This is a genomic window from Mesorhizobium sp. M1295 (genome assembly GCF_040318135.1).
Taxonomy (GTDB): Bacteria; Pseudomonadota; Alphaproteobacteria; order Rhizobiales; family Rhizobiaceae; genus Mesorhizobium.
In genome coordinates this window covers 1-26,838 of record NZ_JAMYLU010000007.1, presented here as the reverse complement: position 1 = coordinate 26,838, position 26,838 = coordinate 1, and the positions used below count along the sequence as shown (strand labels likewise).

Below are 26,838 nucleotides of genomic sequence, written 5' to 3'. Positions count from 1 at the left end.
AAAGCGCATGGCGATCAGGCTCCGCCAGGATAATTCGGGCTTTCGCGGGTAATCGTGACGTCATGGGCGTGGCTTTCACGAAGTCCGGCATTGGATATCCGCACAAAAGTGGCGCGCTCGCGGAAATCGGCAAGGTCGCGGCCACCGACATAACCCATAGCGGCTTTCAGGCCGCCTGCAAGCTGGTGCAGCACGCCAGACACAGGTCCTTTGTACGGCACCTGCCCTTCGATGCCCTCGGGGACCAGTTTCAGCGTGTCGCGCACCTCGGCCTGGAAATAACGATCGGCGGAGCCGCGCGCCATCGCGCCGACCGAGCCCATGCCGCGATAGGCTTTGAAGGAGCGGCCCTGGTGCAGATAGACCTCGCCCGGGCTCTCGTCCGTGCCGGCCAGCAGCGAGCCGATCATCGCCGCGCTGGCGCCGGCCGCCAGTGCCTTGGCGAGATCGCCTGAATATTTGATGCCGCCATCGGCAATGACCGAAACGCCGGATTTCTGCGCCGTCTCGACCGCCGACATGATCGCCGAGAGCTGCGGCACGCCGACGCCGGCGACGATGCGGGTGGTGCAGATGGAGCCTGGTCCGATGCCGACCTTGACCGCGTCGGCGCCGGCATCGATCAGCGCCAAGGTGCCTTCCGCGGTGGCGACGTTGCCGGCCAGGATGCGAACCGAGTTGGACAGCTTCTTGGCCCGCGTCACCGCATCCAGAACGCGCTGCGAATGACCGTGCGCGGTGTCGATCACGAGAAGGTCGACGCCGGCGTCGATGAGGCGCTCGGCCCGTTCGAAACCGTCATCGCCGACGCTGGTAGCGGCGGCGGCGCGCAAGCGCCCCTGCGCATCCTTGGTGGCGTGCGGGTTGAGCTGCGACTTCTCGATGTCCTTGACCGTGATCAGCCCGACGCAATTGCCGTCCCGATCGACCACAACAAGCTTCTCGATGCGGTGCTGATGGAGCAGCCGCTTGGCCTCGTCCTGATCGACGTTCTCCTTAACCGTGATCAGGTTCTCGCGGGTCATCAGCTCATAGACCTTTTGCGCCGGATCGGACGCGAAGCGGACGTCGCGGTTGGTCAGGATGCCGACGAGCCGGCCGACCGTGTGGCCGCCGGTGCCGCCGTTCTCGACCACCGGAATGCCCGAAATGCTGTAGGTGCGCATCAGACCCAGCGCATCGGCAAGCGTCGCCTCGGGACCGATGGTGACCGGGTTGACCACCATGCCGGACTCGAACTTCTTCACCTGCCGCACCTGCTCGGCCTGTTCGGCCGGCGAGAAATTGCGGTGGATGACGCCAATGCCGCCGGCCTGGGCCATGGCGATGGCGAGCCGCGCCTCTGTGACCGTGTCCATGGCGGCCGACAGGATCGGCACGTTGAGGTCGATGTCGCCGGCGATGCGGGTGCGGATGTCGGTCTCGCCGGGCATGACCTCGGAATGACCCGGCTGCAGCAGCACGTCGTCAAAGGTCAGCGCCAATGCGCCGGTGGACGTCTCGATGATTTTTGCCATGGCCAGCCCTCGGAATGCAGGAAAGGCGCTCGCCCTGGATGGACAGCGCCGACTCGTCTTCTTCCCTTTCAGGATTGGCGCTGGCTCGTAACACGTCCCGTGGCCGTTGAAAAGCCGATGGTTGTGTAGTGGCGAAGCTGCATTTTGCCCCAGGGGCTGCGAGACTTGCGGTCGCACAAACGTGACAGCAAATTAATGCGACATCCGGGCCAAGCCATGATAACCGCCCTACCTGTCGGTTTGGCCCCCAGGGCCGGCAAGCAATCGCGACGCACATTTCAAGGCCGGATCCATCGTGAACCGCACCATTCCGCTTATCCTGGCGGTCGCTCTATTCATGGAAAACATGGATTCGACCGTCATTGCGACATCGTTGCCGGCGATCGCCATCGACATCCACACCAGCCCGATCGCGCTCAAGCTGGCGCTGACCGCCTATCTTGTATCGCTGGCGATTTTCATTCCGATCAGCGGCTGGATGGCCGACCGCTTCGGCGCCAAGAATGTCTTCCGTGCCGCGATCGCCGTGTTCATCGTCGGTTCGGTCGCGTGCGCCATTTCCAATTCGCTGCCGGCTTTCGTGGTGTCACGTTTCCTGCAAGGCATTGGCGGCGCCATGATGACGCCGGTCGGACGCCTGGTGCTGGTACGCGCGACGCCGAAAAGCGAGCTCGTCGCCGCCATGTCGTGGCTGACTGTCCCGGCTCTGGTCGGCCCCCTGGTCGGCCCGCCGGTCGGCGGCTTCATCACGACCTATTTCTCCTGGCACTGGATTTTTCTGATCAATGTGCCGATCGGGCTGATCGGCATCTGGCTGGCCACGCGTTTCCTGCCGAAGACCGACGCCGCGCAGACGCCGCCGCTCGATCTCATCGGTTTCGTGCTGAGCGGGCTGGCGGCATCGGGCATCGTGTTCGGCCTGTCGGTGGTCAGCCTGCCGGCTCTGCCGCCAGTTGCCGGCTTTATCACCGTTGCCGTCGGGCTGGCATCGGCGGTGCTTTACCTGCTGCACGCGCGCCGCGCCAAGAATCCGCTGCTGGCGCTCGAGCTGTTTCGCAATCGGGTGTTCCGCTCGTCGGTGCTCGGCGGCGGACTGTTCCGCATCGGCATTGGTGCCGTACCTTTCCTGTTGCCGCTGATGTTCCAGATCGGTTTCGGGCTGACGCCGTTCCAGTCCGGCATGATCACCTTCGTCTCGGCGATCGGCGCCATAGGCATGAAATTCGTCACTGCCCTGATCTTCAGGGTCGCCGGCTTCCGCCGGGTGCTGATTTCAGGCTCGCTCATCGCTGCCGCGTCCATCGCCATCAACGGCCTGTTCACACCCGACACGCCCTATGGGCTGATCCTCGCCATGCTGCTCGCCGGGGGCTTCATCCGGTCGATGTTCTTCACCGGCATCAATGCGCTTGCCTACGCCGAGATTTCGGCCGCCGACACCAGCAAGGCCACGCCGATCACGGCGGTGTTCCAGCAGTTGGCGATCGCACTCGGCGTGGCGCTGGCCGGCGGCATCCTGGAAGTGTCGACCAATATCCATGGCGGCCCGCTGACGCTGAGCGACTTCCACACCGCCTTCTTCATCGTAGCGGCGGTGTCGGCGGCAGCCTCGCTGTCGTTCATGCGGCTGGCGCCGGAGGCCGGCAATGCCATGTCTGGACATGGCCGGTTGACACCGCCGAAGACGCTGGAGCCGGTGAGCCCGCCGGGGAGTTGAGGAGTGGCGCCCTCCACCGCCGGCGGGACGGCACCCCCCTCTGGCCTGCCGACCATCTGCCCCTCAAGGAGGGAGATTGGCAGCTTCGGCACTGCACTCACTCCTCACGGTCGAAGGTTTGCGAAGGTCGCGATGACATCCGATCTCCCCCCTTGAGGGGGAGATGTCCGGCAGGACAGAGGGGGGTGCGAAGGATCGCTACAGAGCGATTTTTACGCTGTGCCGTTTCCGCCCTTGAAATCCTTCGCCAGCAAATACAGCTCCACCGATTCGTCGCGCGAGGCCGGCGGCTTGACGTGATGGACCGAGCGGAAATTCCGTTTCAGCCTGGCCAGCAATTCGTTTTCGGCGCCGCCCTGAAAAGTCTTGGCGAGGAAATGTCCGCCCGGCTTCAGTACCGACAGCGCGAAATCGGCCGCCACCTCGCACAAATGCATGGTGCGGATGTGGTCGGTCCGCTTGTGGCCGGTGGTGGGTGCGGCCATGTCGGAGAGCACGATGTCGGGCTGGCCGCCCAGCGTCTCGGCCAGCTTTTCGGGTGCCTGCGGATCGAGGAAATCCATCAGCAGCACCGGCGCGCCCGGCACGGCGTCCATCTCGAGATAGTCGATGCCGACGACGTTAGGGTGTTCCGCGGTCGACTTGGTACGCGCGGCGGCGACCTGGCACCAACCGCCGGGTGCCGCACCAAGGTCTATCACCTTCATGCCAGGCTTGAGCAAATGGTGCTTGTCGTCGATCTCGATCAGCTTGTAGGCGGCGCGCGAGCGATAGCCGTCGGCCTTCGAGCGCTGGACATAGGGATCGTTGATGTGGCGCTGCAACCAGCGGCGCGACGATTCCTTCAAGCCGCTTTTCTTCTTGATCTTCGTCTTCAGCACGCGAATGCCGGCAGAGCTCGGTCTTTCCGGTTTCTTGGTCATTGCCGGCCTCGCCGCCAGACGCCGTCATCGGCCATCAATTCGCTCAATATGCCCTCGCGCAGGCCGCGGTCGGCGACACGCAGCCGCTCCGACGGCCAGACGGCGCGGATCGCCTCCAATATGGCGCAGCCGGCCAGAACCAGGTCGGCGCGGTCGGCGCCGATGCAAGGGTTGGCGACGCGCTGCTGGAAATCCCAGCCGACCAGCTTTTCGACCATGCGGTCGACGCTGTCGCGATCCATCCACAGCCCGTCGACGCGGCGGCGGTCATAGCGTTCGAGATCGAGATGGACGCCGGCCAGCGTCGTCACCGTGCCCGATGTGCCGAGCAAATGGAATTTCGGGCTGGACAGGAGGTGACTCAGCCGGTCGCGCTCGTCGAAGGCGCGCAGCCGCATTGCGACATCCTCGACCATGGCGCCAAAGATCTCGCGCGTCACCGTGCGGCCGCCAAAACGCTCGGCCAGCGAGACGACGCCGACCGGCAGCGACGTCCACGAGACGATATGGTTGGCAAGCCTTGGCGAGCGCTGACCGGTGAGGTCGATCAGCGCGATTTCGGACGAGCCGCCGCCGATGTCGAACAGCACGACGCCTTGCGTGTCGCGCTCGACCAGCGAGCCGCAGCCCGACACCGCCAGCCGCGCCTCGGTCTGGCGGTCGATGATCTCGAGCTTCAGGCCGGCCTCGCGCTCGACGCGCTCGAGGAACTCGACGCCGTTGGCGGCGGTTCGGCAGGCCTCGGTGGCGATCAGCCTGGCCTTCCTGACCTTGCGGTTGCGCAATTTGTCACCGCAGATCTTCAGCGCCTCGACCGCGCGGTCCATTGCGGCGTCGCCGAGCCGACCATTGGCGGTAAGGCCCTCGCCCAGCCTGACGATGCGCGAGAACGCATCGATGACGCGGAACTGGCCATGACGCGTCGGCACCGCGACCAGCAGGCGGCAATTGTTGGTGCCGAGGTCGAGCGCGGCAAAGACCGGTAATTCCTGCAGCGGCGGCGGTGTGCGGGCACCTTGCCCCGGCCTTGGCGAGGCTGGAGGCAATTGCGCGATCGAAGCCGATTGCGCGATCGAGGACTGGGGCGCGATCGAAGCCGCTGGCTGGGGCGGGCGAGCGGCCGGGGCCTCGCCGGCGGCGGGCACCGAAGTGCCTGATATCACCGGACGAGCCTCGTCGCGCGCGAAAACCTTGCGCCCGCGCCGGCGCTTGCGCCGTTTCTTGGGTTTGCCGTTCTGATGCGGGCCGTTCTGACCCTTGTGATCGTGGGACGTGTCGCCAGCCTGTCCGTTACCCGACCGGGACTGCATCTGACGGCCGTAGCGTCCGGTGGATAGGCTTGCCTGGCCGGACGGCGTCGGCGAACCCCTGGACACGCCCACTTCCGGCGCGCCAGCGCCGGCTTCGTGGTCTTCCACTGTCGTTCCTTCCGGCGCCGCGCGAACCGGAGACCGGACGCAGCAGGCGCTTTTACATGTTCAAGTTGCCACCAGACTATCAGCGCCGGGCCGGATCACCAAGAGTGCTCGTGGCGAATTTTGCCGGCGGCATGAAAGCCGGCGACGTCGGTGAGCCCTTGTCCCCTTGGGAGAAGGGAAGGCGAGCGCCACAACGCGCCTTCCCGGTTGAATAGCCGGCTTCAATGAGGCATTTCTGAAATGGAGGGTAAATCATTCGGCAACGCGGGCGGTTTGCCTGCTGCGAACCGGAAAACGGTACGGGCTGCAACGCATGATCGTCATGCCATGAACTGGAGGCGGTATTTTTGGCCCGTCATCGGCATCGCCGCGGTGGTGTTCTCGCTGTGGCTGCTGCTGCACGAATTGCGCGGCATCTCGCTCGACGATGTCTGGGCCGGCATAATCGCCATCCCGGCGCGCGGCTGGGTGCTGGCCGCGCTGAGTTCGGTCATCGCCTATGCCTCGCTCGCCGGATACGACCACATCGCGTTGCTGCACATCGGCAAGAAAGTATCGTGGCTGTTCGTCACCTTCTGCTCGTTCACCACCTACGCGCTGTCGCACAATATCGGCGGCTCGGTGTTTTCCGGTGCGGTGATCCGCTACCGCGCCTACGGCACCAGGGGCCTGACCGGGCAGGACGTCGGCATTCTGGTGGCGATCTGCTGGATCACCTTCGTGCTGTCGACGCTGTTCGTCTCAAGCATCGTCCTGCTGCTCGAGCCCGAGGTGATCGACCGGTTTTCCGGCATACCGCATCACCGACTGGCGCAAGCAGGTGGGTTCGCCATGCTGCTCGTGGTGGCGGCCTATGTCTTCGGCAGCTGGCTGCATCTGAGACCACTCAGGATCGGCAGCTTTCAGCTGCATTACCCGGCGTTGCCGATCGTGGCGCGGCAATTGCTGGTCGGCCCGATCGAGCTGCTGGCGGCGGCGGCGATCATCTTCTTCGCCCTGCCCGCCACCGGCAATCCCGGCTATTTCATCGTGCTCGGCGTCTTCTTGGTGTCGTTCTCGATCGCGCAGATCTCGCATGCGCCAGGCGGGCTCGGCGTCTTCGAGGTGGTGTTCCTCGCCGGCTTGTCGCATATGGACCAGGTCGGCGTGCTGGCGGCGCTGCTGGTATTCCGGCTGTTCTACCTGATCATCCCGCTGCTGATCGCACTCGGGGTGGTGCTGTTCTTCGAGCACTCGCAATACAGCCGCAGCGAGAGTTGAGACATCAGGGGGCAAGCGCTCCAGACTGCGCGTGAAGAATGGGCAGAGGGTCGCAAGGCCAGGCGCGGCCTGCTGTTTCAAAGCTGCGAAGCTCGAAGGTCACGGCATGGATCCTAGGGTCTCCGCTACGTCGCTTCGCTCCTGCTCCGCCCTAGGATGACGAGGGCGTGTTGGCTTTTGGCTAATCGCAGCTGTTGGAAATTGGCACTGGGACAGTCGCAAATGTCTGGAAACTGGCGCAAATCACAATCCTGGAGATTGGCCGAAATAACACTCCGTTCGTCATCCTAGGGCGGAGCAGGAGCGAAGCGACGTCGCGGAGACCCTAGGATCCATGCCGTTACAGTAGCCGAAGCGCGCAGCGATCCAATGATTTCACTGTCTCGCCACGAAATGTGTACGGATGGGAGGCAACTTAAAAACCTGAAGCAATCGTGTGCCGATTGAAATGCCTACGGCAGGGTTGACTATTTTCCGGCGGCGGCTACAAGGCACGCGCGGCGACATCGCCGCCCTGCCGCGTGGTTTTCAACAGCCGCGCCTGCTGGGGAATAGGTTAACGGTAGACCCACGGACTCTGACTCCGTTAGTCCTGGTTCGAATCCAGGTTCCCCAGCCAAGCAATTTCAATTACTTAGCTGCCGAACCCGCTCCTCCAGGAATAACTTCCGTCGAATTACGGTGGTCGAATTACGGTGACAGTGCACTTTTCCCGTGTCGCCCTCTCCAGTATTGCCGCGTCGCCGATGTTACGATTTTGATGCACCCCTTGGGACCGAGATCGGGCAAATCGGCAAAGCCGTGAGAACCCGGGAACAAGGCAGGCGGCGAAAAAAAATTAGTGCACTGTCACGGTAATTCCTAAAACCTCTCCGGCAACCCTTCTACTCCCCGACAATGGACGTCGGCGGGCGTGCCGAGGTTATCGAATCGGCATGACGAAGGACGATCCTCCACGCGCCTTCCTCGCGCCGGAATATGGTGGTGACTCGAAGCGCAATCGGCACCAGTTTGTTGCCACCACCGACCTTGGATTGGAACCGCTCGACCTCGATGATGTATCCCAAGTCGGCTGTCGCATACTCCGAGATGCGCTCAAAGCCGATGGCCTTGCCGTGCCGGTAATTGGTGGCGGCCCGTTCCATGGTCTCAGCGGCCTTTCTCCATCCCTTCGCCGGCGGGCCAAAGGGATTGGCGATAATGACGTCGTCCTGTCGCGAGTAGAGGTTTTTCAAGGGCTCAGGATCGCCGTTTACGAAGGCATCCAGGGCCAGATGATCCTGCTCGATAAATTTCGTCAGGTCGGAGGCTAACATCTTGACATCGCCACATGACTAAAAAGAGAACTCTATCAAGCGGTTCGTCCGCCCTTCGCCTAGGCGTTCGGGCTGCTGTCCGCAGTATAGATCAGAATTACGGTGAGTGCACTTTTTACCATGTCGCCCCCGCCGCATGGTGCACCTTGCCGGCGTTCCCGGTCTGCCGCATCCCCCGGCACCGTACGGGTGAGCCAAGGCATTTCATGGCGTCATTCGCGCCATGTCACCGCCGCATCAAAAGCTCCGCCCCGCCACCGTTCCGAACCCGTTGTTTTCCCGCGCCCATCCCGCCGACGCCAGCAACCCGCGAACAATCCCGGTCGCCGTGACCGAATCGGCAATCACCATGCTGGCCTCGCGCGGCACGCCCGACGCCGCGCAGATAAGGGCGGCAACGCGGTTCCGGTCATTGCCGGCAAGGATAAGCGGCAGCGCAGTCGCGGCCGATATGTTGCGCATGAGCCTCGACGATCTCGCTGGGCTGTGGGGCATGACGAACTCCGCGTGAGGGGATCGCCTTGCTGGCAAGGCTTCGCAGGGTCCTATCAACCGGAATCTTGTCGATCATCGTCCGTCCTCTCCGTTGCCACAGAGGACCGGTTTAGGCTTCTATTCGTTGTAATTGATGAGCTCTAAAACACCCTCTACGTAGGAATGGATATCAATGACGATCTTCCACTGGTCGCGCCGTGTACCCTCCAGTTCGACCGTCCCGTTCATTCCCCACATTGCCTCCGGATCATCTCGCTCATCTTGCGTTTCGTAAACTGGGCGAACATCCTCCGCATGAATAATTTTGTTGCCGCACTCTCTGATCGTCTTGGTGACGTCCGGAGACCCTTCGTAAACACCGCCAAAATCCTGTTGCTCATCCTCTATGCGTTTGAGGTGTTTCTTATAGTCGACAGAGTCTTCCGCCCTGCTAAACGTGTCATCAAACGTTCGGACCAACAGCGCAAGTCTCAACAGCCGTTTCGACAGTTCTGCTTCAGCCATCGTGAAGCAAAGGATGTCGATTTCCGGAAACTGTGGGCCTCGTGTCCATTCAAGCCTGTCCCCTGTCGGCTCATGCTGGCGGTTACGATGTTGTAGATTTCAAAGCACAGCAGGCGAATTTCGCCTCTGTCCGTTAGGTGCGGCTTGAAGGCGTCATGCCAATATGGATTCGTCATCGCTTGCCTCCTTATGACCGGCCACCACTATCAGCATATTTGTGCTTGACGAGGGCCGACTGACGCCGGATGGCAGTTGACCGGTTCTAATTTCGGTCCGGGAGTGTGGATTTCTAGGTTCGCTGTCATGGGCTCGATGATTCAATTGGCTATCGGCCGCCTCGAAATCGAGTGGGGCAAAAACAGCGGTTTCACCGACTACTCCGCCCTGTTCCAAGGCGAGACAGACGTGGCAGATGTTCCCTACTACTACGCAGGTGACGAAGACGACCCCGACTTTGAAGGCGAGATGCGGTGGAAGCCCATCGTCGAGTTCAAAGAAGGGTTATCTAAGCCCCTCGTGCAGGTGATCGCCCGTCTCAATCTGCTGGGGCATACCTATGCCCAGTGCGAACCGGAGTTTGCCTTTCTTGCAAAGCTCGTTGGATTTGACGTCACCCGTTTCACTTTCGGGCACCTGCGCGACGCGCTGGCAAATGTCGATGTAAATACCGTTTCAGCCGACTATGGCGAGGGCGGTGAGGACTTCGGAAAGTTTTTCCGCCGCGAACTGGCGCCACGCCTAGGCTTGGTCAAACACTTCGAGGATGACCCGGTTGAATATGGCGCGGTGTCGCATGCAATGGAGAATTTGAGCGCTTATACCGTCATGCATTTGCTGGCGCGAAACCCCTGGGCGAGCGAACTGCACGTACAGTGGGCGTTCAATGATGTCGAGCAAGGTGGATATGCGTCCCGCGAAGACTTCGTTCGCCCGCTTGATCCTAGCAATCGCTTCCTGATCGTAACCGAGGGCAGTTCGGACGCCGCAATCCTGCGGCATGCCCTGAAGATCTTGCGCCCGCATGTCGCGGACTTTTTTGATTTCGTCGACATGGAGGAAGGCTACCCATTCTCGGGCACTGGCAACGTGTTTCGCTTTGTACAGGGACTGATTGGCATCTCCGTCCAAAATAAGGTTTTGGTCCTTTTCGACAACGATGCAGAAGGTGTTGCCAATTACCAACGGTGCAGGGAGCTTAAGGCCCTGCCAAACATGCGAATCCTCAAACTCCCCAATCTTCCCGCCTTCGGTTCGTTCGAGACGATTGGACCGAACGGGGAACAAATAGCGGATATCAACGGGCGCGCGGCCGCAATCGAGTGTTATCTGCATCTGGATCCGGGGGCGAGAGTGCGCTGGACCAGCTATAACGCAAAGTTGGAGGTGTATCAGGGCGAACTTGAAGAAAAGACGCGGTACATGCGCGACTTCCTCGGGCAGCGCGTCAGGCAATCCTCTTACGACTATTCCCGCATAGAAGCCGTCTTGGACACGATCACCGAGAGTGCCGTCGCGATGCGCGAGCCTGAGGTGGCAAAGAACTGGGCGCGCGAATTCGATGCATAAAGCCATGTCCTTTCTTGGCGCTGCTGATCGCTGCGTCTCGATAGAATGAGTTTTTCGGCGTCGGTGGCCATGGGCTATTTCCCCGGCTGTGCGGCGGCGGACCGATATCTCGGAACTTCGATAGATCCTATCGAAGTCGCATCCGCCTCGATGCCGGCCAGTTCGAATTCATGCGTGCCATCCATGGGTTCGCTTGGCGGTGGCATTCTCTTTTAGACTAGCTTCCGCCTGAAAGGTAGCGCTTGGTTACGGCCAGCCGTGGCGCAGAGCCGGATCACAGACGAATCTCGTTTATCCACGGACTGTAAAAACCCCACTGCCCAGTTTTTCGCCGGCAGAAAAAATTACGTCCGTTGGGGCGCCGCGGGCCTGTAATTGTGCAGCTTTGACAAGTTTGCGCCCGCCCCCTTCTAACGTCTGGTCGTTGAAGGCTTTACCCGGCCCCAGGTTCCTCGATCGCGGCTTTTAGCATCATCAACAGCGGCATCGCGGCGAACTCGCCTAGAGACGTTTCTATGATGAGCCTACATGGCCGCCGATGGTCTTCGTCTTCGTCCCACCCTATGGGGTCAGGACCATTTTCGAACGCGAAAAGGCCGAGTGCCGTAAGCCGCGACAAACTCTGGTTGAGCACTGCCTCTTCACCAAAGAAGTCCGCGGGTTTCTTAATGAGCGGGTCAGCGCGGCGTTGGCTCAATTCCTGGGATGATATTCCAGAAAGGATATTGAGGTCGTCGGGTTCAAGGTACCGGATGATGCCGATCAGCTGGCGGTTTGCAGTGACTCTTGGGTTTGCAGGATTCAGCGCATTTGCGAAATACGTCGCCCAAACATCCTGCAGCGTTTCGTCGGATTCATCTGAAATCCCTTCCAGCAAAGGCACACCGTTGCGGAAATCGATCGCCTTAAAGTTGGAAACACCGAGCTGCTTTAAACGCGCCTGCGTTTTGGCGACAACATTAGCGCGATTCATGACACGATAAGCAGCCGCCTTGTCGGCCATTGCCTCGGAAATATGATCGATTGCCTTCCCAAATGTCTTGGCAAAAAAGCCGCCGGCTTCGCTTGCAGCGTCAATGCCTTTTTGGCCGAGCTTCGCAATCTCCTGTGCCGCTTTGGCCTGTTCGTCGGCGATCATGGTGCTTCCCCCGCTTGTGCGCTCGAATTACGGTGACAGGGCACTTTTTACCATGTCGCTCCCGCCGCATGGTAAAAAGTGCACTGTCACCGTAATTCCTCTTTTGTCAGGCACAACGAACGTGGTCATTCGATACGCTACGTCGTTGAGCGAATGGAGCCAAGCCAAGAGCTGCTTGGCCCTACCAAATCAGCGACACGAAACGAATGCTCCGGCTAGCAAAGCAGCGAGCTACGCGTTGTATCTTATTGTGTCAAAATATGCCGTCCCATCCGGACGGCGCCCGCCAGCTGTTACCACTAGGGCTGATGCTTCTACAGCCCGCCTATAGCCTGCGACGGTCACTCCGTCCTTGGTGAACCATCCGCCTGTTTCGTTGCTGCCATCCTTGAATATGGTAATCGAGTCGACATCGTCGCGACCCTCTACTTTGTGCGGCTTACCATCATAGAACGCAGTGTATTTCCACTGGTAAGGCTTTCCTCCTTCAGTGCCCTTTACAGCCAACGTGTAGCCATTCTCGAGCTCGTCATACTTTCGCGTCTCGGTATTTGGGCTGAAGCCACCGGTAAATATGCTTTTTCTAGATTCTAGCTTCCATTCGGTTCCGAATAAATTAGGCATTGTTTTCTCCTCCACTATTTAAGCGCGTAATAGCGCGTTCACCTACATATTGGCCTTCTTCTTGTCTTTATGTGTTCATTTATCGCTCCTTGTCCGGCGAAAGCTGCATTAAAGCATCGAAAGTATATCACAGTATACCTGGACCAGTGCAATTTTGGCCACCATACTCTTGGCAAACTTTAAACTTCTGGTCTGCAAACGATCCTGATGCGTTTCCTCCCATTTTTGAGAAACGCCAGTCTATAGAAGTCTGATTCCCTGCTCATGAAGCGGCCTGCCACAGGGTTCTTCGATAAACCGCACCTGCGATCCACGCCTCACCAGCAGCGAATGCTCAATCCCAAGTATCTTCCGCACACTCGCCAGCGCCGCCTCATTCACATCGATATACGCGACGATGTACCACTCGCCGTTTTCTTCCCTGGCCATGCCCATCGGCTCGGCGCGCCACTTCAGCGCGCCGTGGTGCGGCATGAAGTAGGTTTCCTGGATGCCGCCGACGGCGCTGAGGCCCTCGTCGAGAGCGTATTCCATCACCGCGCAGCACAGCTGCGTCAGCGTGCCCCTCAGTCCGGCAGTGCGTTTGTCGGGAACGACGAATGTGCGCGTCCATTCGGCCCAATCGGGACGCCTCGGGACGCCCGATTTTTCGCACATGTGAGAAAAAACCTCCGAGACCATGTGCGGCTCGCTCGTTGGGATCAATCGAGCCGAAGTCACTACGCGACCGTCTTCAATACCAAGCAGGTAAGTCGCCGCGTCGGTATCGAATTGGTCCAGCTCGCGACCGTCCGGGCTCGGAGGGCGCCAATGTTTCTGGTGCACGAAGAAGTCGTGCCGGCGGCGCAGAAACTCGTCGAATTCGTTTTCATAGAGATGCTTGTTATGCGCATTGACTACGTGGGCCGTTATCATGGCGCGATCCCCCGATCGTTATCGCAGGGATACTCGCAGTCGCGCTAATATACGTCACCTGTCCGATGGGACAGTAGACGCGCTTAGGGATGGATCAGGCGCCGGCGCACCGCCTCGACGACCGCTTGCGTGGTCGTGCCGACGCCGAAAGCTTCCCTGGCTCGTGTCGAGTGCCATTTGACCGTACGCTCGGTCAGGCCGAGGATCTGTGAGGTTTCCGATGAGGTCTTGCCGGCCGCGGCCCACAAGAGCACCTCTTTTTCCCGGTCGGTCAGCAAGCCTTCATCGTCATAGTCGTCATTCGCCAATGCCTGGATCGACATGCCGGCATAGACCGCCATGGTCACCAGTTGCACCTGATGGCGCGGCGACAGGGTGCAGGCCTTCGCGGAAGAGGCAAACGACAGCACGGATTGCCAGTGATGAACGCTGAGCATCGGTACGGCGAAGCCGCTACAGATGCCGAACTCCGTCGCCTCGCCGGCAACGCGTCGTGAGCCTTCCGTATCCGACCACTTTGCCGGGACTTCGGACCACAGGAACGGCTTCAGGGTCTTTGCCGAGTAAATGCAAACACCATCAGCCGCGGCATGCTCGGCCTCGACATAGCGTTCGAACCAGCCGGCCGGCCAGCCATTCAGTTCGACCATCGGTGCAAGCTTCTGCCCACCGAGCGGCACCCCGCTCAGGATAAGGTGCTCGAAGCCGAGATTCCTCACGGTTTCAAGCAGGTCGCTCAGCAGCGGCCCGGTGGCTGTGTGTTTCCTGCAGCGTTCGACAAAGTCGAACACGTCTGAATCGATCATGACAGAGACCCCCGTCTCCACGCCCGAAAACAAAGCTTACCTTAAATTAGAGACTTCGAATACTCCCAATAAGTGTGTCCGCCACGCAGGACGCGTGGACCAAAATCAGCTAAATCAGCCGGATTGTGATCAGCAACACAGGACCAAAAAGCATGACGCCATCATTGCCGAAACGAAACGAGCCGTTCCGGGCCGGCGAAACCGCACTGCTGCTAGTCGACATGCAGCGCGTCTGGCTGGAGCCCGGCGCCGATCCGGCGCATCCGGAGCGTGGTCCCGATCACTATTTCTACCGGCAGACGGCGTCGCAAACGATCCCCAACCAGGAGCGCCTGCTGGCGGCGGCGCGGGCCAACGGCGTCGAGGTGATCCACACCATCATTCAGAGCCTGACCCAAGACGGCCGCGACCGCTCGCTCGACCACAAGCTGACGCCGATCCATATCGCGCCGAGCCGGCCGGAGGGCCTGCCGGTGCCGTCGCTGGCGCCGGTCGGCGACGAGATCATGCTGCCGAAGACATCGTCGGGCGTCTTCAACTCAACCAACATCGACTATGTCCTGAAAAACCTCGGCGTGCGTTACCTGATCGTCGCCGGCATTATGACCGACCAGTGCGTCGACATGGCGGTGCGCGATGCCGCCGATCGCGGCTACCTCGTCACCTGCGTATCGGACGCTTGCGCCGCCGCCTCGCAGGAGCGCCATGATGGCGCGCTCGAGGCGTTCGGCGGCTATTGCTGGATCGCCGACACCGCCATCATTACTGCCCGTTTCGAAGCCTTGGGAAAAGCTACATGACATCGACCGTCGAACCGCTCGTTGCCGTCGTCACCACCGACCTTTCGGCGATCACGCGCGGCCGCTCCGTCGTCGAAAGCAAGCTGCAGAAGATCGCCGCGACCGGCGTCGGCTGGCTGCAGGCCAATCTGTCGCTGACGCCGTTCAATTCCATCGTCGATCCCAATCCCTGGGGCTCGTCCGGCGACGTGCGTCTCGTTCCCGATCTCAACGCGCGGTTTCGCACGGCGCTGACCGGATCGCCGACACCGTTCGACATGGTCGCCGGCAACATCGTCGAACTGGACGGCAGCCCGTGGGTCGGCTGTACGCGGACCATGCTGAGCGATGCGCTGGCGGAGTTGAAGGCGGCGACCGGGCTTTCCGTCATCGCCGCGTTCGAGCATGAATTCCATATCGAGGGCGACTTTGGGCCGGCTCATTCGATGTCGTTGGCCGCATTGCGCCGCGCCGATCCGTTTGCCGCCAATCTGATGGCGGCGCTAGCGGAAGCCGGCGTCGCGCCCGAAGTGGTGATCGCCGAATTCGGCACCGACCAATTCGAGGTGACATGCGAGCCAGCCGATGCGCTCGCCGCGGCCGATCGCGCGGTCGCCATCCGTGAGATCACGCGCGAAGTCGCGCGATGTGCCGGCTGGCGGGCGAGCTTCGCGCCCAAGATCGCGCCGGATGCCGTCGGCAACGGCGTCCACATCCATTTCAGTTTCGTCGACGAGGCCGGCAAGCCGGCGACCTACGATCCGGCCCAGCCGGGCGGTCTTTCCAGCCGGACCGGTTCGTTCTGCGCCGGCGTGCTGCGCCACCTGCCCGCGATCACCGCCATGACGGCGGCGAGTGTGTCGTCCTACTACCGGCTGAAGCCGCATAGCTGGAGTTCGTCCTACACTTGGCTTGCCGATCGCGACCGCGAGGCGTCCTTACGCATCTGCCCGACGGTGACCATCGGCGGGCGCGATCCGGCGCGGCAGTACAACATCGAATACCGGGCAGCAGACGCCACCGGCAATCCCTATTTGTCGCTGGCGGCGATCGTGCGCGCCGGGCTGGAGGGGCTGAAGGCCAAGCTGCCGGCGCCGCCGCTGGTCACCGGCGACCCGACGCGGATGAGCGTTGCCGAGCGCAAGAAGCTTGGCCTCGTGCGGCTGCCGGAAACGCTGCCGGCGGCGCTTGACGCGCTCGTCGCCGACAAGACCGTCACCGGATGGTTCGCGCCGGTGTTCGTCGAGACCTTTGTCGGCCTCAAGCGGCATGAGACCGGGCGCCTCGCCGGTCTGGATCCAGTGGCGGTCTGCGACCTCTACCGGACGCTGTATTGATGGCTGCGCCGCTTGCCAGCGCCATCCTACCGGAAGGTTGGCCACCCGCGGTCGAAACGATCAACGAAACGGGGCGTTCCGATATCGTTCTGATATGCGAGCACGCGTCCAATCACATCCCGGCCGAGTATGCGCGGCTCGGTCTCGACAGCAGCCATTTGCAGCGCCATATCGCCTGGGACATCGGCGCCGCCGAAGTGACCCGCGCTCTGTCGAAGCTGCTCGATGCTCCGGCTTTCCTCAGCTCCTATTCGCGGCTTTTGATCGATCTCAACCGGCCGCTGGGTTCCAGCGGCAGCATTCCGGTGCTGTCGGAGGACACCGGCATTCCCGGCAATGTCGGCCTCGATCTGGGGGAACGAAGCCGGCGTGCCGAAATCATGTTCGCGCCGTTTCATGACCGCGTCGCCGCCCATCTCGACGGCCGGGCGAAGCAGGGCAGACCGACGCGGATCGCGACGATCCACTCCTTCACGCCGGTCTACCTCGGTGTTGGCAGGCCCTGGCACGCCGGTGTGCTTTACGACCGGGCAGTCGATTTCGGCCAGGCAGTGCTTGCCGGCCTGCGCGCCGGCAGCGGGCTCAACGCCGCGGCAAACGAGCCCTACGTGATCAGCCGCGAGGGCGACTACGCAATACCGGTCCATGGCGACGATCGCGGCATTCCCGCCGTCCTCATCGAGATCAGGCAGGATTTGCTGGCGGGCCGCTCCGGCATCGAGGAATGGGCGCACCGCCTGGCAGCAGCGTTGCCGGCACAGACAAAGGCGTTGTGACCGAGCTCGGCTGCTCGACCGCAACGCAAGATGCCAGCCGGTGAAAAGCCTCCACCGTCCTCAGGAGAAGATTTGCGACAGTTCTTCGACGCTGGTGCCTTCCTTGACCTGACGCAGCTCGACATAGCTGACCGCCGTGGCCACCGACAGCACCATCGACAGTACGGTCGACACCAAGGCTGCCGCCACATCGGCAATGATCCCACCCAACATGACGATGACTGCCAGCATCACCCACTGGATGACCATCGCGATGATCATCAGGATCAGGAAGAGGCCAAATAGCGGCCAGCGGTTGCCCTTGGTCAGGACGCGGCTGCGCGACATCGAACCGAACACGCCAAGCCGCTCCTGGATCAGAACCGGCACCGCCACGCACCATCCGAGCCATAAGATGATGCCGGGAACCAGCAAGGCTATCGACGCCAGGCCCGCACCCAGGCCGACGAGCAGGCCAATACCAAGGGTCGGCAGCAAATTGCGGATGGCTATCTGAATACAGTCGCCAAAGGTCGGCCGCTTGCCGTTCAAGTCCTCGATCGTTGCCCGCACCAGCGCCGACTGGAGCAGCAGCGCGAAAACGAAGGATAGCAATCCCGCAATAACCGTAATCCATGAATTCTGAAACATCATCGAGGGATCGGCCGCGGCGCCGGGGTCGCCCTGCAGAACCGCATCTAGTTGCGGTTGGCTCCACAGCCGAAGAATAATCGCCGGCAAGCCTGAAAACAGCAGCGCGAGCCCAAGGCATAAGCCGATGTTGCGGCCGATCACGGCGAAGCTGTTGTTGAACACTCTGCCGATCTCGAATTTCTCAGGCCGTTCCAGTGTCGTTGAAGCCATGATTCCCCCCGTGTTTCGCCGTAACAGTATCACGGCGCCCTAATAGCAATTCTGCCAAGATTAACCGTGGGCGTCCAGCCCACTTGCAATTCTTGTGCTGCATTGTCAGTGTCGGCTGGGAACTGCAGGTTGCAGGGGAGCGGGTGACGGTGGCACAGCCAGGCACAGCGGAAGCCGAATGGCTGACCAATCTGCACAAGCAGCTGATCGCCGATGAGTCGATCCAGTTCGACCTGCCGGCCTATGTGCCGCCCCAGCCGCCCGACTGGCTGAAGCCGCTGCTCGATCTTTTGTCATCGCTCGGTCCCTACATGATCTATCTGTTCTGGGGGGCGGTGATATCGGGCGCCGCAATCATCCTGCTTTTGGTCTTCTTCGAGGTGAAAGGCATCGCCTGGCACCTGCCGTGGCAGCGCGCGCGGCCCGAGGCCGAGGCCGAAGAGACCTGGCGTCCCGACGCGGGCGCCGCGCAGATCCTGCTGTCGGAAGCGGATGCGCTGGCCGCACGCGGCGACTATGACGAGGCGGTTCACTTGCTGCTTCGGCGCAGCGTCGCCGATATTGCCAGCCGGCTGCCGGACTTCCTGCGCCCGTCGCTCACCGCGCGCGACATCGCCAATGCTCCTTCCCTGCCGGGAAGGGCACGCCATGCGTTTACCGAGATGGCCCGCATTGTCGAGACGGCGCTGTTCGCGCGCCGGCCGGTCGGCGCGGAAGGCTGGCGGCAAGCACGCGGCGCCTATGAACGTTTCGCCTTCCGGGATGCCTGGACGTGAGCGCACCGGCGGTCGAGGCGCAGGAGCCGTTCAATCGAAAGACACTGTTTTGGGGGATTTTCGCCAGCCTGCTTGCGGCAGCCGGTTTCTTCCTGCTGTCCACCTATGCTCCCGATTTCCGGCAACCCGGCAATGGCGGCGCCACGCCGTTGTCGAAAAGCGGCGTCGGCTACGCCGGCCTGGCGGAATGGCTGAAGCTGACCGGCGAACCGCCCTTCATGGCGCGGACCGAGGACGATCTCGGCACCGACATGCTGCTGATCGTCACCATTTCGCTCGACAGCGATCCGGAGGCTCTCGACCACATCCTCGACCTTCGTCAGGACCAGAACACGCTCTTCGTGCTGCCCAAATGGCAGATCCTGCCGCTGCAGGAGCATGAAGGCTGGAACATGAAATTCGGGCGATTGCCTGGTTCGGTGGTGAACGAGTGGCTTGGCCGGATCGCCGATGCAAAGATTGGTGCCGGCCAAAGTACGCCAAAGCAACTCGACATCGACGGCAGGCTCGTCAACGCCCCCGAAGAATTGCAGTGGGTAGCGGACGAACACCCGGTCATTGCAGCCGGCAAAGGCCAGGCCGTCCTGACGCAAGTGGAGAACAAGCCGTTCTATATCCTGACCGACCCCGACCTGATCAACAACGCCGCCCTCAAGGATCCCGACAAGGCGGCAGCGGCGCTCGGGCTGATCGCCTTGCTCCAGCCGGACGACGGGCCGGTGATGTTCGATCTGACGCTGCACGGCGCGGGGCGGAAGTATGATCTGGCCAAGCTTCTGGTCGAGCCGCCCTTCCTGGCGCTGACACTGACGATCCTGGTCGCTGCGGCGCTGGCGTTCCTGCATGGCCTCGGCCGATTCGGCCCGCCGCGTGCCGACCAGCGTGCAATTGCTTTCGGCAAGCGTGCGCTGGTCGATACGACGGCGATGCTCATGCGGCGTGCCGGCCGGCTGGACGAGCTGGGAAGCCGCTATGCGGCCTTGATGCGGGTGCGCGCCGGCGCGCTGCTCGGGGCACCGCAAGGGTTGCAAGGCACAGCGCTCGACCACTGGCTCGACTCTCGCGATAAGGAGCAAGCTGGCGGCTTCACGATGCGCTCGCAAGCCGCCGGCGAGGCCAAGAACTTGGCGCAGATGCAACAGGCAGCTGAGCGGCTGCACGACTGGACAGCAAGGAGGCTCGGTGAACGTCGATGATGTGAAGGCCCTGGCGACACGGATCAGGGAAGAAGTGGCCAAGGCGATTACCGGGCAGCACGATACGGTCGACCTGATGCTGACCGCCTTGTTTGCAGGCGGGCATATCCTGCTCGAAGGCCCTCCCGGCACGGCCAAGACAATGACCGCGCGCTGCTTCGCCCAAGCGCTTGGGGTCGCCTACGGGCGGATCCAGTTCACACCGGACCTGATGCCCGGCGACATCGTCGGGTCGAACATCTACAACTTCCAGACCGGGCAGTTCACGCTGACGCGCGGCCCGATCTTCTGCGATCTCCTGCTTGCCGACGAAATCAACCGCACGCCACCCAAGACGCAAGCCGCACTGCTCGAGGCGATGCAGGAACATGCGGTCACGTTCGACGGCACCACGCATTCGCTCGGCCGCAACTTCATGGTCGTCGCGACCCAGAATCCGATCGAGCACCAGGGCGTCTACCCCCTGCCCGAGGCGCAGCTCGACCGCTTCCTGTTCAAGCACCGCGTCAGCTATCCCGGCCCCGAGGAAGAACGAGCCATCATCGTCCATCACGGCGGCGGCTCCGCCTCGCACGACATCGCGCAATATGGCATCGAGGCGCAGACGGACCGCGAGACGCTGCAGGAGGCACTTGCAACCGTCGGCTCCGTCACCCTCGTCGACGATGTCATCGGCTATATAGCGGCGCTGGTTCGGGCTACGCGCGAAAATGCCGATCTGGAAGTGGGGGCCAGTCCACGCGCGGGCGCCATGCTGGCGCGGGCGGCGCGTGCCCGGGCGGCGCTGGACGGACGCGCCTATGTGATCCCCGACGACGTCAAGGCGCTGGCAGTGCCGGCGCTGCGCCATCGCGTCATCCTTTCGCCTGCCGCCCAGATCGACGGCCGCCTGGTCGAGCAGATCGTCTCCGACCTGGTCGACCAGACGGAAGCACCACGTTGATCTATCCCAGCGGCCGAGCAGTGTGGGCAGCAGCGGCCGGCGCGGTGCCGGCCTTCCTGGTCGCGCTGGCACTGCCGTCATTCTGGTATCTGGGATTGCTGTGGAGCTGCCTGCTGCTTGCCTTCCTGGCGGTGGATGCCGCGGCCGGACGCGGGCGGGCATCGCTGAATGCCAGCATCGATGCGCCGCAGCAGGTCGGTGTCGGCGGCGAGTTCAGCGTGCAAATCGCCGCCCGTCACTCGGGGCCGCGCGCCGCGGAGGCTCGCGTCGGCCACGATGCGCGTCTGGCGCCGGTGAGCGACAGCGGTGGGACATTGCTGCCAACCCCCGGAGGCGGGTCGCTCGACCTTCGCTTCCAGGCGCTGCGGCGTGGGATCGCCAGCTTCGACCGTCTCTGGGTGCGCTGGCGCGGGCCGTTCGGGCTGGTCTGGAACCAGGTCGTGCTGCCGGTGGAAAGCAAGGTTGCGGTGCTGCCCGACGTCAGCAGCGCCCGCGGCGAGGCGATCACCCTGCTGCAACATGCGGCGCTTGCCGAAGGCCATGCGCAGCGCCGCGCCGGTCAAGGCCGCGAGTTCGACGCGCTCAAGGATTACCAGCCGGGCATGGGCCGGCGGATGATCGACTGGAAGCGCAGCGCCCGCCACGGCAAGCTTTTGGCGCGCGAGTTCCGCATCGAGGAGAACGACAATGTCGTGCTGGCTATCGATAGCGGACGCCTGATGTGCGAGCCGGTCGACGGTGTGCCGAAGGTGGACCGGGCGGTGACGGCCGCCTTGCTGTCGGCATTCATCGCGCTGAAGGGCGGCGACATGGTCAGCCTGTTCGGCTTCGATGCAAGGCCGCGCGTTTCGAGCGGCGCCGTGCGCGGCTCCGCCAGCTTCGCGATGATCCAGAAACGGGCAGCCGAGATCGACTATTCCAGCGAGGAGACCAATTTCACCCTGGCGCTGACCACGCTTTCGGCACGGCTCGACCGCCGTTCGCTGGTCATCATTTTCACCGATTTCGTCGACCCGATCAGCGCGGAATTGATGCTGCGCACGGTGGGCCGGCTCACCGAACGGCATCTCGTGCTGTTCATGCTGATGAAGGACACCGAACTGGAGGGCCTGGCCGACCTGCCGCCACGCTCCGGCGAGGACGTTGCCCGCGCGGTCGTTGCCGGAGGGCTCTTGCGCGAAAGGCAGGTCGTCATCGGCCGGCTGCGGCTGCTCGGGGCGCATGTCATCGAAGCCAACCACAACCGGCTGGGTCCCGCGCTGGTCGAGCGTTATCTGCAGTTCAAGCAGGAGGATCTGCTGTGACGGCGCCAGTCGCCGGCAATGCGGTACGCGGCGATGCTGTGCGCCAGTCGCTGGCCAGCTTCCGCCGCGAGCGCGAGGCCGACTGGAGAGCATTCGAGGCGCTTCTCGCGCGTGTCGAAAAGCGTGCGCCGCGCACGCTTTCCGAAGAGGAGCTGCTGTCGCTGCCGCTGCTCTATCGATCGGCGCTGTCTTCTCTTTCCGTGGCACGGGCGACCTCGCTCGACAACGCGCTGGTCGCCTATCTCGAAGCGCTGTCGCTGCGCGGTTATTTCTATCTCTATGGCGCACGTCGCGGGCTGCGGCAGCGCCTTGCCGATTTCTTCCTGCACGACTGGCCCGAAGCCATTCGCGATCTGTGGCGCGAGACATTGGTTTCGGTCGCGCTGATGGTGATCGGCATTGGTGCAGGCGCCTGGCTGGTGGCATCCGACAAGAGCTGGTTCGACGCGATCATCCCGTCCAGCCTGGCGGGGGGCCGCGGTCCCGATGCCTCGGCCGAACTGCTGCGCAACATGCTTTATGATGGCGACAATGGCTTTCTCTCAGGCTTTGCCGCCTATCTGTTCACGCACAACGTCCAGGTCGCGATCCTGGCCTTCGCCCTCGGCTTTGCCTTCGCCGTGCCGACGGTGTTGCTGATGCTGTTCAACGGCTGCATGATCGGCGCGTTGTTCCAAGTGTACTGGTCCAAGGGACTTGGCATGGAGCTCGGCGGCTGGCTGGCCATCCACGGCACCACCGAATTGTTCGCGATCGCTTTGGCCGGCGCGGCCGGCATGCGCATCGGCACCAGCATCGCCTTTCCCGGCGAATTGACACGCATGGCGGCAGCGGCTCGTGCCGGACGCATCGCCGCGAATGCTATGGTCGGGGTCTCGGTCATGCTGCTGTTTGCCGGGCTGCTCGAGGGCATTGGCAGGCAGACCATCACCAGCGACGTCACGCGCTATGCCATTGGCGGCGGCATGCTGGCGCTATGGATCGCTTATTTCTACCTGTTCCGGATGGTGAGGCATGGCGATCGGTAGACGCGCCGCCTTCGCGGCTATACGGCCGCTGATCACGCCCGAGGGCGTCGATCTTCGGATAAGGCTGGCCGACGCCGGCACCCGGGCCTCCGCCTTCCTCCTTGATTTCGTGTTCATCGCGGTGGCTGCAATCGTGATCACGATCGTCGCGCTGTTCGGAGTGGGAGGCCTTGGCAGCGAGGGGTTTCAGCCGCTCTTCGTCGTCTGGATCATCCTGATCTTTTTTCTGCGCAACGCCTATTTCATCGTCTTCGAAGCGGGCCGGCGCGCGGCTACGCCCGGCAAGCGGATCGTCGGCATCCGGGTTGCGTCGCGCAGCGGAGACGGCCTGTCGATCGACCAAGTCATCGCCCGCAACCTGATGCGCGAGATCGAGGTGTTCCTGCCGCTGTCAATCATCGTCGGACGCAGCGGGACCGACCTTGCCGACACGCTGACGACGGTGTTCGGACTGGTGTGGACGCTGCTGTTTGCCTTGTTCCCGCTCTTCAATCGCGACCGCATGCGGATCGGCGACCTGTTGGCAGGGACCTGGGTGGTCGAGGCACCGAAGCGCGCCTTGCTTGAAGATCTGTCGGCACGGCAGGATCCGGCGGCCGGCGCGTTCCGGTTCAGCCACGCCCAGCTCGACGCCTACGGGATTGCCGAGCTCCACAAACTGGAGGAAGTGCTGCGCCGCGACGACTATTTCGCCCTGCGGACGGTTGCCGAGACGATCGGACGCAAGATCGGCGCGGCACCCCAAGCCCATGACGCGCGCGCGTTCCTGACGGCGTATTATGGGGAGTTGCGGGCACATCTCGAACGCAAGCTGCTGCTGGGCAACCGCAGGGCCGACAAGCATCAGCGGTAGGTTCGCTTTCGCAGCCCTTCTATTGGAGAACTACGATGGCTTGGGTTTGGTACGATCGATTGGATACGTCGTTTCAGCCGGCGACTTTTGACTACGGTTCTCCAGTAACCCCCGTTGATGCGATGACCTCCGTACCAATCGAGGAATCTCGTGGTCGGCCGGTGCTTCGTGCCAGATCCAATTTAATCAATTTTGAAAGCCTTCACTGCCCACCAACTGGCAACCCTCCGGCTGTTGATGATACGTGGCAGGAAATAATTTTGAAATTCGTGCCCCAAGAGTTTGTTCAATTTTATCCAATAACCTTAGTGGCCCGCGACGGAACGACTAACAAGTTTTCTTGGGTTCTGCCACTCAGCCGGGTTCGCTGCATAGATCCAGAACGATCTGATGTTGCCAGCGCGGTGGAAGGAGGTAACGTCTTACATATAATTTCTTGTAATTTTTACGTACACTTTGAGCACTGCTTAGGCAGTATTCATCTGGCAAGAGATGAGCAGCAGTTAAATCATATAGTTTTGTCCGAAGAATTGAGAACTGCACTCGCCGTAACAGGCGAGTCCTCAATGTTTTTTCGACCAGGCGACGTTCCCACGTTGATTAGGCGGAGGGTCCATTGACTAAAGATAGCGCAAACTTTGCCAACCGGCCAGACCGCCCGTCGCTTCTCACCCCACCCAGTTCTCATAATCAGACACCAACAGGTGCAGCGGCGCTGTGTCCTCGTCAATGTCCGCGAAGCGGCCGATTGGTTCGCGAAAGACATTGTCGGTGAGATCGTCGTTGACCGTCGAAACCTCGCCGATCAGCACGTCCTTGCCTTCGGCCCAGAAGGCGTGCCAGACGCCCGGCAGCAGCGTCACGCTCTGGCCTGGGTCGAGCTTCAGCAGCCCACCCGCAGGCAGCCTGTGGATGGTTCCGTCGACAGGCACCGTTACTTCGGCCTTCGGGTCGATGCCGCCATCGCGGTCATGCATGAACAGCTCCAGCACCAGCTTGCCGCCGCCACGGTTGATGATGTCTTCGGCCTTGATGTTGTGGCGATGCATCGGCGACAGCTGGTCCTTGCGCGAGATCATGATCTTCTCGGCATAGAGCATGCCCATGCCCTTCTTCATGTCTTCGTAGCGGCCGTTGCGGACGGTGAACAGGAACAGGCCGAGCTCGTCGAACTTCTCCTGGCCATAATCGGTGATGTCCCAGCCGAGCCGGGAGGAGAAGATCGCCGACGAATCCTGCCGGCGCGCCTTCATCTCTTCGGGGCTCCAGTAGGCGAAGGGCGGCATGATGTAGCCGAACGAGCGGATGAAGGCGTCGGCGTCGCGGATGATGTCGTTGATGGCGGAGCGTTTCATGATCGTGGTTCCTTCCCGTCGCTTTGCGAGCGCTAACGCAATAGCCGAACGTCAATTCGGTGTCGATGCAAACTGCTGTCGCTGGCCCCATGACATGCGGTCCGATCAGGGCCATAAGGTCAACCAATTTTCCGATGGTGAGACCATGCGCAGCATAGACGACCTCGATACGCCGGCGATCCTGATCGATGCCGGCCGCGCCGAAGCCAACATCGCGCGGGCGCAGGCCCATGCCGACCGGCACGGGCTGAAACTCCGGCCGCACATCAAGACCCACAAGCTGCCCTACTGGGCAAAAAAGCAGATCGCGGCCGGCGCCGTCGGCATCACTTGCCAGAAGATCGGCGAGGCCGAAATCATGGCCGACGCCGGCCTGACCGACATCTTTCTGCCCTACAATATCCTCGGGCGGGCGAAGCTGGAGCGCCTCAAGGCGCTGCACGGCCGCGTAACACTGTCGGTGACAACGGACAGCATGGACACGCTGATGGGACTTGCCGCCACCTTTACCGATCCCGGCCACCGCCTGCCGGTGCTGGTCGAATGCGACACCGGCATGGGCCGCTGCGGTGTGCAGTCGGCCGGCGAGGCAGTCGCGCTGGCGAGCGAGATCGACAAGGTCCGGGGGCTCGTCTTCGGCGGCTTGATGACCTACCCGGGGGCGGGCCGCGCCGCAGAGACCGAGGCGTGGCTCGCCGATGCGCAGCAAGCACTTGCCGCATCCGGCCTTGCCTGCGAGCGTATCTCCAGCGGCGGCACGCCCGACATGTGGCGCTCGGGCGAGCATTCCGTCGTTACCGAATACCGGCCTGGCACCTACATCTATCTCGACCGCTACCAAGTCGCCAAAGGCGTCGGCAGCCTCGACGATTGCGCGCTGACGGTGCTGTCGACGGTGGTCAGCCGTCCAACGCCGACACGCGCCATCCTCGACGCCGGCAGCAAGGCGCTGTCCAGCGACACGCTGGGGCTCGCCGATTTCGGCGAGCTGCTGGGCATTTCAGGCGCAAGGGTGACCAGCCTCAGCGAAGAGCACGGCAATGTCACGCTTTCGGGCGGCGCCGAGCTTGGCATCGGCGAGCGCGTGCGCGTCGTGCCCGACCATTGCTGCGTCGTCACCAATCTGTTCGACGAGGTGCATCTGATTGAAGGCGAGAAAGTGATCGAGACGCTGCCGGTCAAGGCGCGCGGGCGTATGGGGTGAACCAGCCCGGAGCGCGTGCGGAGGCTTTAATGTATAGAATTTTCCGGACGCCGGAGGGACAGCACCCCCTCTGTCCTGCCGGACATCTCCCCCGCAAGGGGGGAGATTGGCAGCTCCGCCGCCCGCACCCACTTTGATACGTTGGTAATTGGCGAAAGCAGAGTTGTGTGCGTCAAGTTCTGCAAAAATGGCGTGGCAGTAGCTGTGACGTCGGCGTGTCCGCCGCGCAGCCCCCGTGTTTAGCG

The 26,838-nt window shown here is 62.2% G+C and carries 25 protein-coding genes and 1 tRNA gene; 14 read left to right on the top strand and 12 right to left on the bottom strand.

Annotated features, from left to right (window positions below; genetic code table 11):
• Window positions 1-14: 14 nt before the first annotated feature.
• Window positions 15-1,517 (bottom strand): IMP dehydrogenase, encoded by a 1,503-nt coding sequence (gene guaB, locus NKH29_RS12075; protein WP_352458563.1) that lies wholly within the window; start codon window positions 1,515-1,517, stop codon window positions 15-17.
• Window positions 1,518-1,812: 295 nt separating this feature from the next.
• Between guaB and NKH29_RS12070 the strand changes: the two genes are divergently transcribed.
• Window positions 1,813-3,234 carry an MFS transporter gene (locus tag NKH29_RS12070; protein ID WP_352778005.1) on the top strand — a complete coding sequence of 474 codons (1,422 nt, stop codon included), beginning with the start codon at window positions 1,813-1,815 and terminating at the stop codon, window positions 3,232-3,234.
• A gap of 212 nt (window positions 3,235-3,446) precedes the next feature.
• Here the strand turns inward: NKH29_RS12070 and NKH29_RS12065 are convergent, their stop codons facing one another.
• Both NKH29_RS12065 and NKH29_RS12060 read right to left on the bottom strand, forming a co-directional pair.
• Complete coding sequence (locus NKH29_RS12065; RefSeq protein WP_254817516.1) at window positions 3,447-4,157, bottom strand: RlmE family RNA methyltransferase; 711 nt, start codon at window positions 4,155-4,157, stop codon at window positions 3,447-3,449.
• On the bottom strand, window positions 4,154-5,575 hold the full coding sequence (locus tag NKH29_RS12060; RefSeq protein WP_352999667.1) for a Ppx/GppA phosphatase family protein: 1,422 nt from the start codon (window positions 5,573-5,575) through the stop codon (window positions 4,154-4,156). The genes NKH29_RS12065 and NKH29_RS12060 overlap by 4 nt, the downstream gene beginning before the upstream one ends.
• Window positions 5,576-5,902: 327 nt before the next feature.
• On the opposite strand from NKH29_RS12060, the gene NKH29_RS12055 reads away from it, so the two are divergent.
• Window positions 5,903-6,835, top strand: coding sequence for a lysylphosphatidylglycerol synthase domain-containing protein (locus NKH29_RS12055; protein WP_352999666.1), 933 nt, complete (start codon window positions 5,903-5,905; stop codon window positions 6,833-6,835).
• 545 nt (window positions 6,836-7,380) lie between these two features.
• Window positions 7,381-7,454: transfer RNA gene (locus NKH29_RS12050), tRNA-Gln, on the top strand.
• Window positions 7,455-7,719: 265 nt separating this feature from the next.
• Here NKH29_RS12050 and NKH29_RS12045 read toward each other — a convergent pair.
• From NKH29_RS12045 to NKH29_RS12035, 3 genes are all read right to left on the bottom strand, one after another.
• Window positions 7,720-8,151, bottom strand: coding sequence for a YybH family protein (locus tag NKH29_RS12045; protein ID WP_352999664.1), 432 nt, complete (start codon window positions 8,149-8,151; stop codon window positions 7,720-7,722).
• 237 nt (window positions 8,152-8,388) lie between these two features.
• Entirely contained in the window at window positions 8,389-8,613 is a 225-nt protein-coding gene (locus NKH29_RS12040; protein WP_352999663.1) for a hypothetical protein, read from the bottom strand.
• A 150-nt stretch (window positions 8,614-8,763) separates the two neighbouring features.
• Window positions 8,764-9,150, bottom strand: coding sequence for a hypothetical protein (locus tag NKH29_RS12035; RefSeq protein ID WP_352999661.1), 387 nt, complete (start codon window positions 9,148-9,150; stop codon window positions 8,764-8,766).
• A 303-nt stretch (window positions 9,151-9,453) separates the two neighbouring features.
• Between NKH29_RS12035 and NKH29_RS12030 the strand changes: the two genes are divergently transcribed.
• Window positions 9,454-10,716, top strand: coding sequence for a HEPN/Toprim-associated domain-containing protein (locus NKH29_RS12030; protein WP_352999660.1), 1,263 nt, complete (start codon window positions 9,454-9,456; stop codon window positions 10,714-10,716).
• 433 nt (window positions 10,717-11,149) lie between these two features.
• On the opposite strand, the gene NKH29_RS12025 is transcribed toward NKH29_RS12030, so the two are convergent.
• From NKH29_RS12025 to NKH29_RS12010, 4 genes are all read right to left on the bottom strand, one after another.
• A complete protein-coding gene (locus NKH29_RS12025; RefSeq protein ID WP_352899799.1) occupies window positions 11,150-11,854 on the bottom strand; it encodes an Abi-alpha family protein in 705 nt (234 codons plus the stop codon).
• Window positions 11,855-12,085: 231 nt separating this feature from the next.
• Entirely contained in the window at window positions 12,086-12,478 is a 393-nt protein-coding gene (locus NKH29_RS12020) for a hypothetical protein (protein ID WP_352999659.1), read from the bottom strand.
• Between the two features lie 240 nt (window positions 12,479-12,718).
• The gene (locus tag NKH29_RS12015) at window positions 12,719-13,393 is read right to left on the bottom strand and encodes an acyl-homoserine-lactone synthase (protein WP_352999657.1); all 675 of its coding nucleotides are present in this window, start codon (window positions 13,391-13,393) and stop codon (window positions 12,719-12,721) included.
• A gap of 83 nt (window positions 13,394-13,476) precedes the next feature.
• A complete protein-coding gene (locus NKH29_RS12010) occupies window positions 13,477-14,199 on the bottom strand; it encodes a LuxR family transcriptional regulator (RefSeq protein WP_352999655.1) in 723 nt (240 codons plus the stop codon).
• Between the two features lie 152 nt (window positions 14,200-14,351).
• Here NKH29_RS12010 and NKH29_RS12005 point away from each other — a divergent pair, with 152 nt between their 5' ends.
• From NKH29_RS12005 to NKH29_RS11995, 3 genes are read left to right on the top strand one after another with little or no spacing between them, the layout of a single operon-like run.
• Complete coding sequence (locus NKH29_RS12005) at window positions 14,352-14,999, top strand: cysteine hydrolase family protein (protein WP_352999654.1); 648 nt, start codon at window positions 14,352-14,354, stop codon at window positions 14,997-14,999.
• Window positions 14,996-16,315, top strand: coding sequence for a type I glutamate--ammonia ligase (locus NKH29_RS12000; RefSeq protein ID WP_352999652.1), 1,320 nt, complete (start codon window positions 14,996-14,998; stop codon window positions 16,313-16,315). Before NKH29_RS12005 ends, NKH29_RS12000 begins: the two co-directional genes overlap by 4 nt.
• Window positions 16,315-17,091 (top strand): N-formylglutamate amidohydrolase, encoded by a 777-nt coding sequence (locus NKH29_RS11995; RefSeq protein WP_352999651.1) that lies wholly within the window; start codon window positions 16,315-16,317, stop codon window positions 17,089-17,091. The genes NKH29_RS12000 and NKH29_RS11995 overlap by 1 nt, the downstream gene beginning before the upstream one ends.
• A 60-nt stretch (window positions 17,092-17,151) precedes the next feature.
• On the opposite strand, the gene NKH29_RS11990 is transcribed toward NKH29_RS11995, so the two are convergent.
• A complete protein-coding gene (locus NKH29_RS11990; protein WP_352999649.1) occupies window positions 17,152-17,934 on the bottom strand; it encodes a hypothetical protein in 783 nt (260 codons plus the stop codon).
• Between the two features lie 149 nt (window positions 17,935-18,083).
• Here NKH29_RS11990 and NKH29_RS11985 point away from each other — a divergent pair, with 149 nt between their 5' ends.
• The 6 genes from NKH29_RS11985 to NKH29_RS11960 are packed head-to-tail and all read left to right on the top strand — an operon-like array spanning window position 18,084 to window position 24,034.
• Window positions 18,084-18,710, top strand: a complete 627-nt coding sequence (locus NKH29_RS11985) for a hypothetical protein (RefSeq protein WP_352999647.1) — start codon at window positions 18,084-18,086, stop codon at window positions 18,708-18,710.
• Entirely contained in the window at window positions 18,707-19,906 is a 1,200-nt protein-coding gene (locus NKH29_RS11980) for a DUF4350 domain-containing protein (RefSeq protein WP_352640033.1), read from the top strand. The genes NKH29_RS11985 and NKH29_RS11980 overlap by 4 nt, the downstream gene beginning before the upstream one ends.
• Entirely contained in the window at window positions 19,893-20,849 is a 957-nt protein-coding gene (locus tag NKH29_RS11975; RefSeq protein ID WP_023717220.1) for an AAA family ATPase, read from the top strand. Before NKH29_RS11980 ends, NKH29_RS11975 begins: the two co-directional genes overlap by 14 nt.
• Window positions 20,846-22,153 (top strand): DUF58 domain-containing protein, encoded by a 1,308-nt coding sequence (locus tag NKH29_RS11970; protein WP_352999646.1) that lies wholly within the window; start codon window positions 20,846-20,848, stop codon window positions 22,151-22,153. Before NKH29_RS11975 ends, NKH29_RS11970 begins: the two co-directional genes overlap by 4 nt.
• On the top strand, window positions 22,150-23,181 hold the full coding sequence (locus tag NKH29_RS11965) for a stage II sporulation protein M (RefSeq protein ID WP_352999645.1): 1,032 nt from the start codon (window positions 22,150-22,152) through the stop codon (window positions 23,179-23,181). The genes NKH29_RS11970 and NKH29_RS11965 overlap by 4 nt, the downstream gene beginning before the upstream one ends.
• Window positions 23,168-24,034: an RDD family protein gene (locus tag NKH29_RS11960; protein WP_352587889.1), complete on the top strand. Its 867-nt coding sequence runs from the start codon at window positions 23,168-23,170 to the stop codon at window positions 24,032-24,034. Before NKH29_RS11965 ends, NKH29_RS11960 begins: the two co-directional genes overlap by 14 nt.
• Window positions 24,035-24,702: 668 nt before the next feature.
• Here NKH29_RS11960 and NKH29_RS11955 read toward each other — a convergent pair.
• Window positions 24,703-25,389, bottom strand: a complete 687-nt coding sequence (locus NKH29_RS11955; RefSeq protein ID WP_352481262.1) for a D-lyxose/D-mannose family sugar isomerase — start codon at window positions 25,387-25,389, stop codon at window positions 24,703-24,705.
• A gap of 145 nt (window positions 25,390-25,534) precedes the next feature.
• Between NKH29_RS11955 and NKH29_RS11950 the strand changes: the two genes are divergently transcribed.
• The gene (locus tag NKH29_RS11950; RefSeq protein WP_023717214.1) at window positions 25,535-26,593 is read left to right on the top strand and encodes a D-TA family PLP-dependent enzyme; all 1,059 of its coding nucleotides are present in this window, start codon (window positions 25,535-25,537) and stop codon (window positions 26,591-26,593) included.
• The last annotated feature ends 245 nt before the right edge of the window (window positions 26,594-26,838 follow it).

Bases quoted from the DNA above. Each gene is read 5' to 3' on its own strand.
- NKH29_RS12040 (WP_352999663.1), bottom strand. From the start codon at position 8,613: ATGCGCAACATATCGGCCGCGACTGCGCTGCCGCTTATCCTTGCCGGC.
- NKH29_RS12030 (WP_352999660.1), top strand. From the start codon at position 9,454: ATGGGCTCGATGATTCAATTGGCTATCGGCCGCCTCGAAATCGAGTGG.
- NKH29_RS12015 (WP_352999657.1), bottom strand. From the start codon at position 13,393: ATGATAACGGCCCACGTAGTCAATGCGCATAACAAGCATCTCTATGAA.
- NKH29_RS11950 (WP_023717214.1), top strand. From the start codon at position 25,535: ATGCGCAGCATAGACGACCTCGATACGCCGGCGATCCTGATCGATGCC.
- NKH29_RS11990 (WP_352999649.1), bottom strand. From the start codon at position 17,934: ATGGCTTCAACGACACTGGAACGGCCTGAGAAATTCGAGATCGGCAGA.
- NKH29_RS12020 (WP_352999659.1), bottom strand. From the start codon at position 12,478: ATGCCTAATTTATTCGGAACCGAATGGAAGCTAGAATCTAGAAAAAGC.
- NKH29_RS12000 (WP_352999652.1), top strand. From the start codon at position 14,996: ATGACATCGACCGTCGAACCGCTCGTTGCCGTCGTCACCACCGACCTT.
- NKH29_RS11960 (WP_352587889.1), top strand. From the start codon at position 23,168: ATGGCGATCGGTAGACGCGCCGCCTTCGCGGCTATACGGCCGCTGATC.
- guaB (WP_352458563.1), bottom strand. From the start codon at position 1,517: ATGGCAAAAATCATCGAGACGTCCACCGGCGCATTGGCGCTGACCTTT.
- NKH29_RS11955 (WP_352481262.1), bottom strand. From the start codon at position 25,389: ATGAAACGCTCCGCCATCAACGACATCATCCGCGACGCCGACGCCTTC.
- NKH29_RS12055 (WP_352999666.1), top strand. From the start codon at position 5,903: ATGAACTGGAGGCGGTATTTTTGGCCCGTCATCGGCATCGCCGCGGTG.
- NKH29_RS11995 (WP_352999651.1), top strand. From the start codon at position 16,315: ATGGCTGCGCCGCTTGCCAGCGCCATCCTACCGGAAGGTTGGCCACCC.
- NKH29_RS12035 (WP_352999661.1), bottom strand. From the start codon at position 9,150: ATGGCTGAAGCAGAACTGTCGAAACGGCTGTTGAGACTTGCGCTGTTG.
- NKH29_RS12010 (WP_352999655.1), bottom strand. From the start codon at position 14,199: ATGATCGATTCAGACGTGTTCGACTTTGTCGAACGCTGCAGGAAACAC.
- NKH29_RS12005 (WP_352999654.1), top strand. From the start codon at position 14,352: ATGACGCCATCATTGCCGAAACGAAACGAGCCGTTCCGGGCCGGCGAA.
- NKH29_RS12065 (WP_254817516.1), bottom strand. From the start codon at position 4,157: ATGACCAAGAAACCGGAAAGACCGAGCTCTGCCGGCATTCGCGTGCTG.
- NKH29_RS12025 (WP_352899799.1), bottom strand. From the start codon at position 11,854: ATGATCGCCGACGAACAGGCCAAAGCGGCACAGGAGATTGCGAAGCTC.
- NKH29_RS12045 (WP_352999664.1), bottom strand. From the start codon at position 8,151: ATGTTAGCCTCCGACCTGACGAAATTTATCGAGCAGGATCATCTGGCC.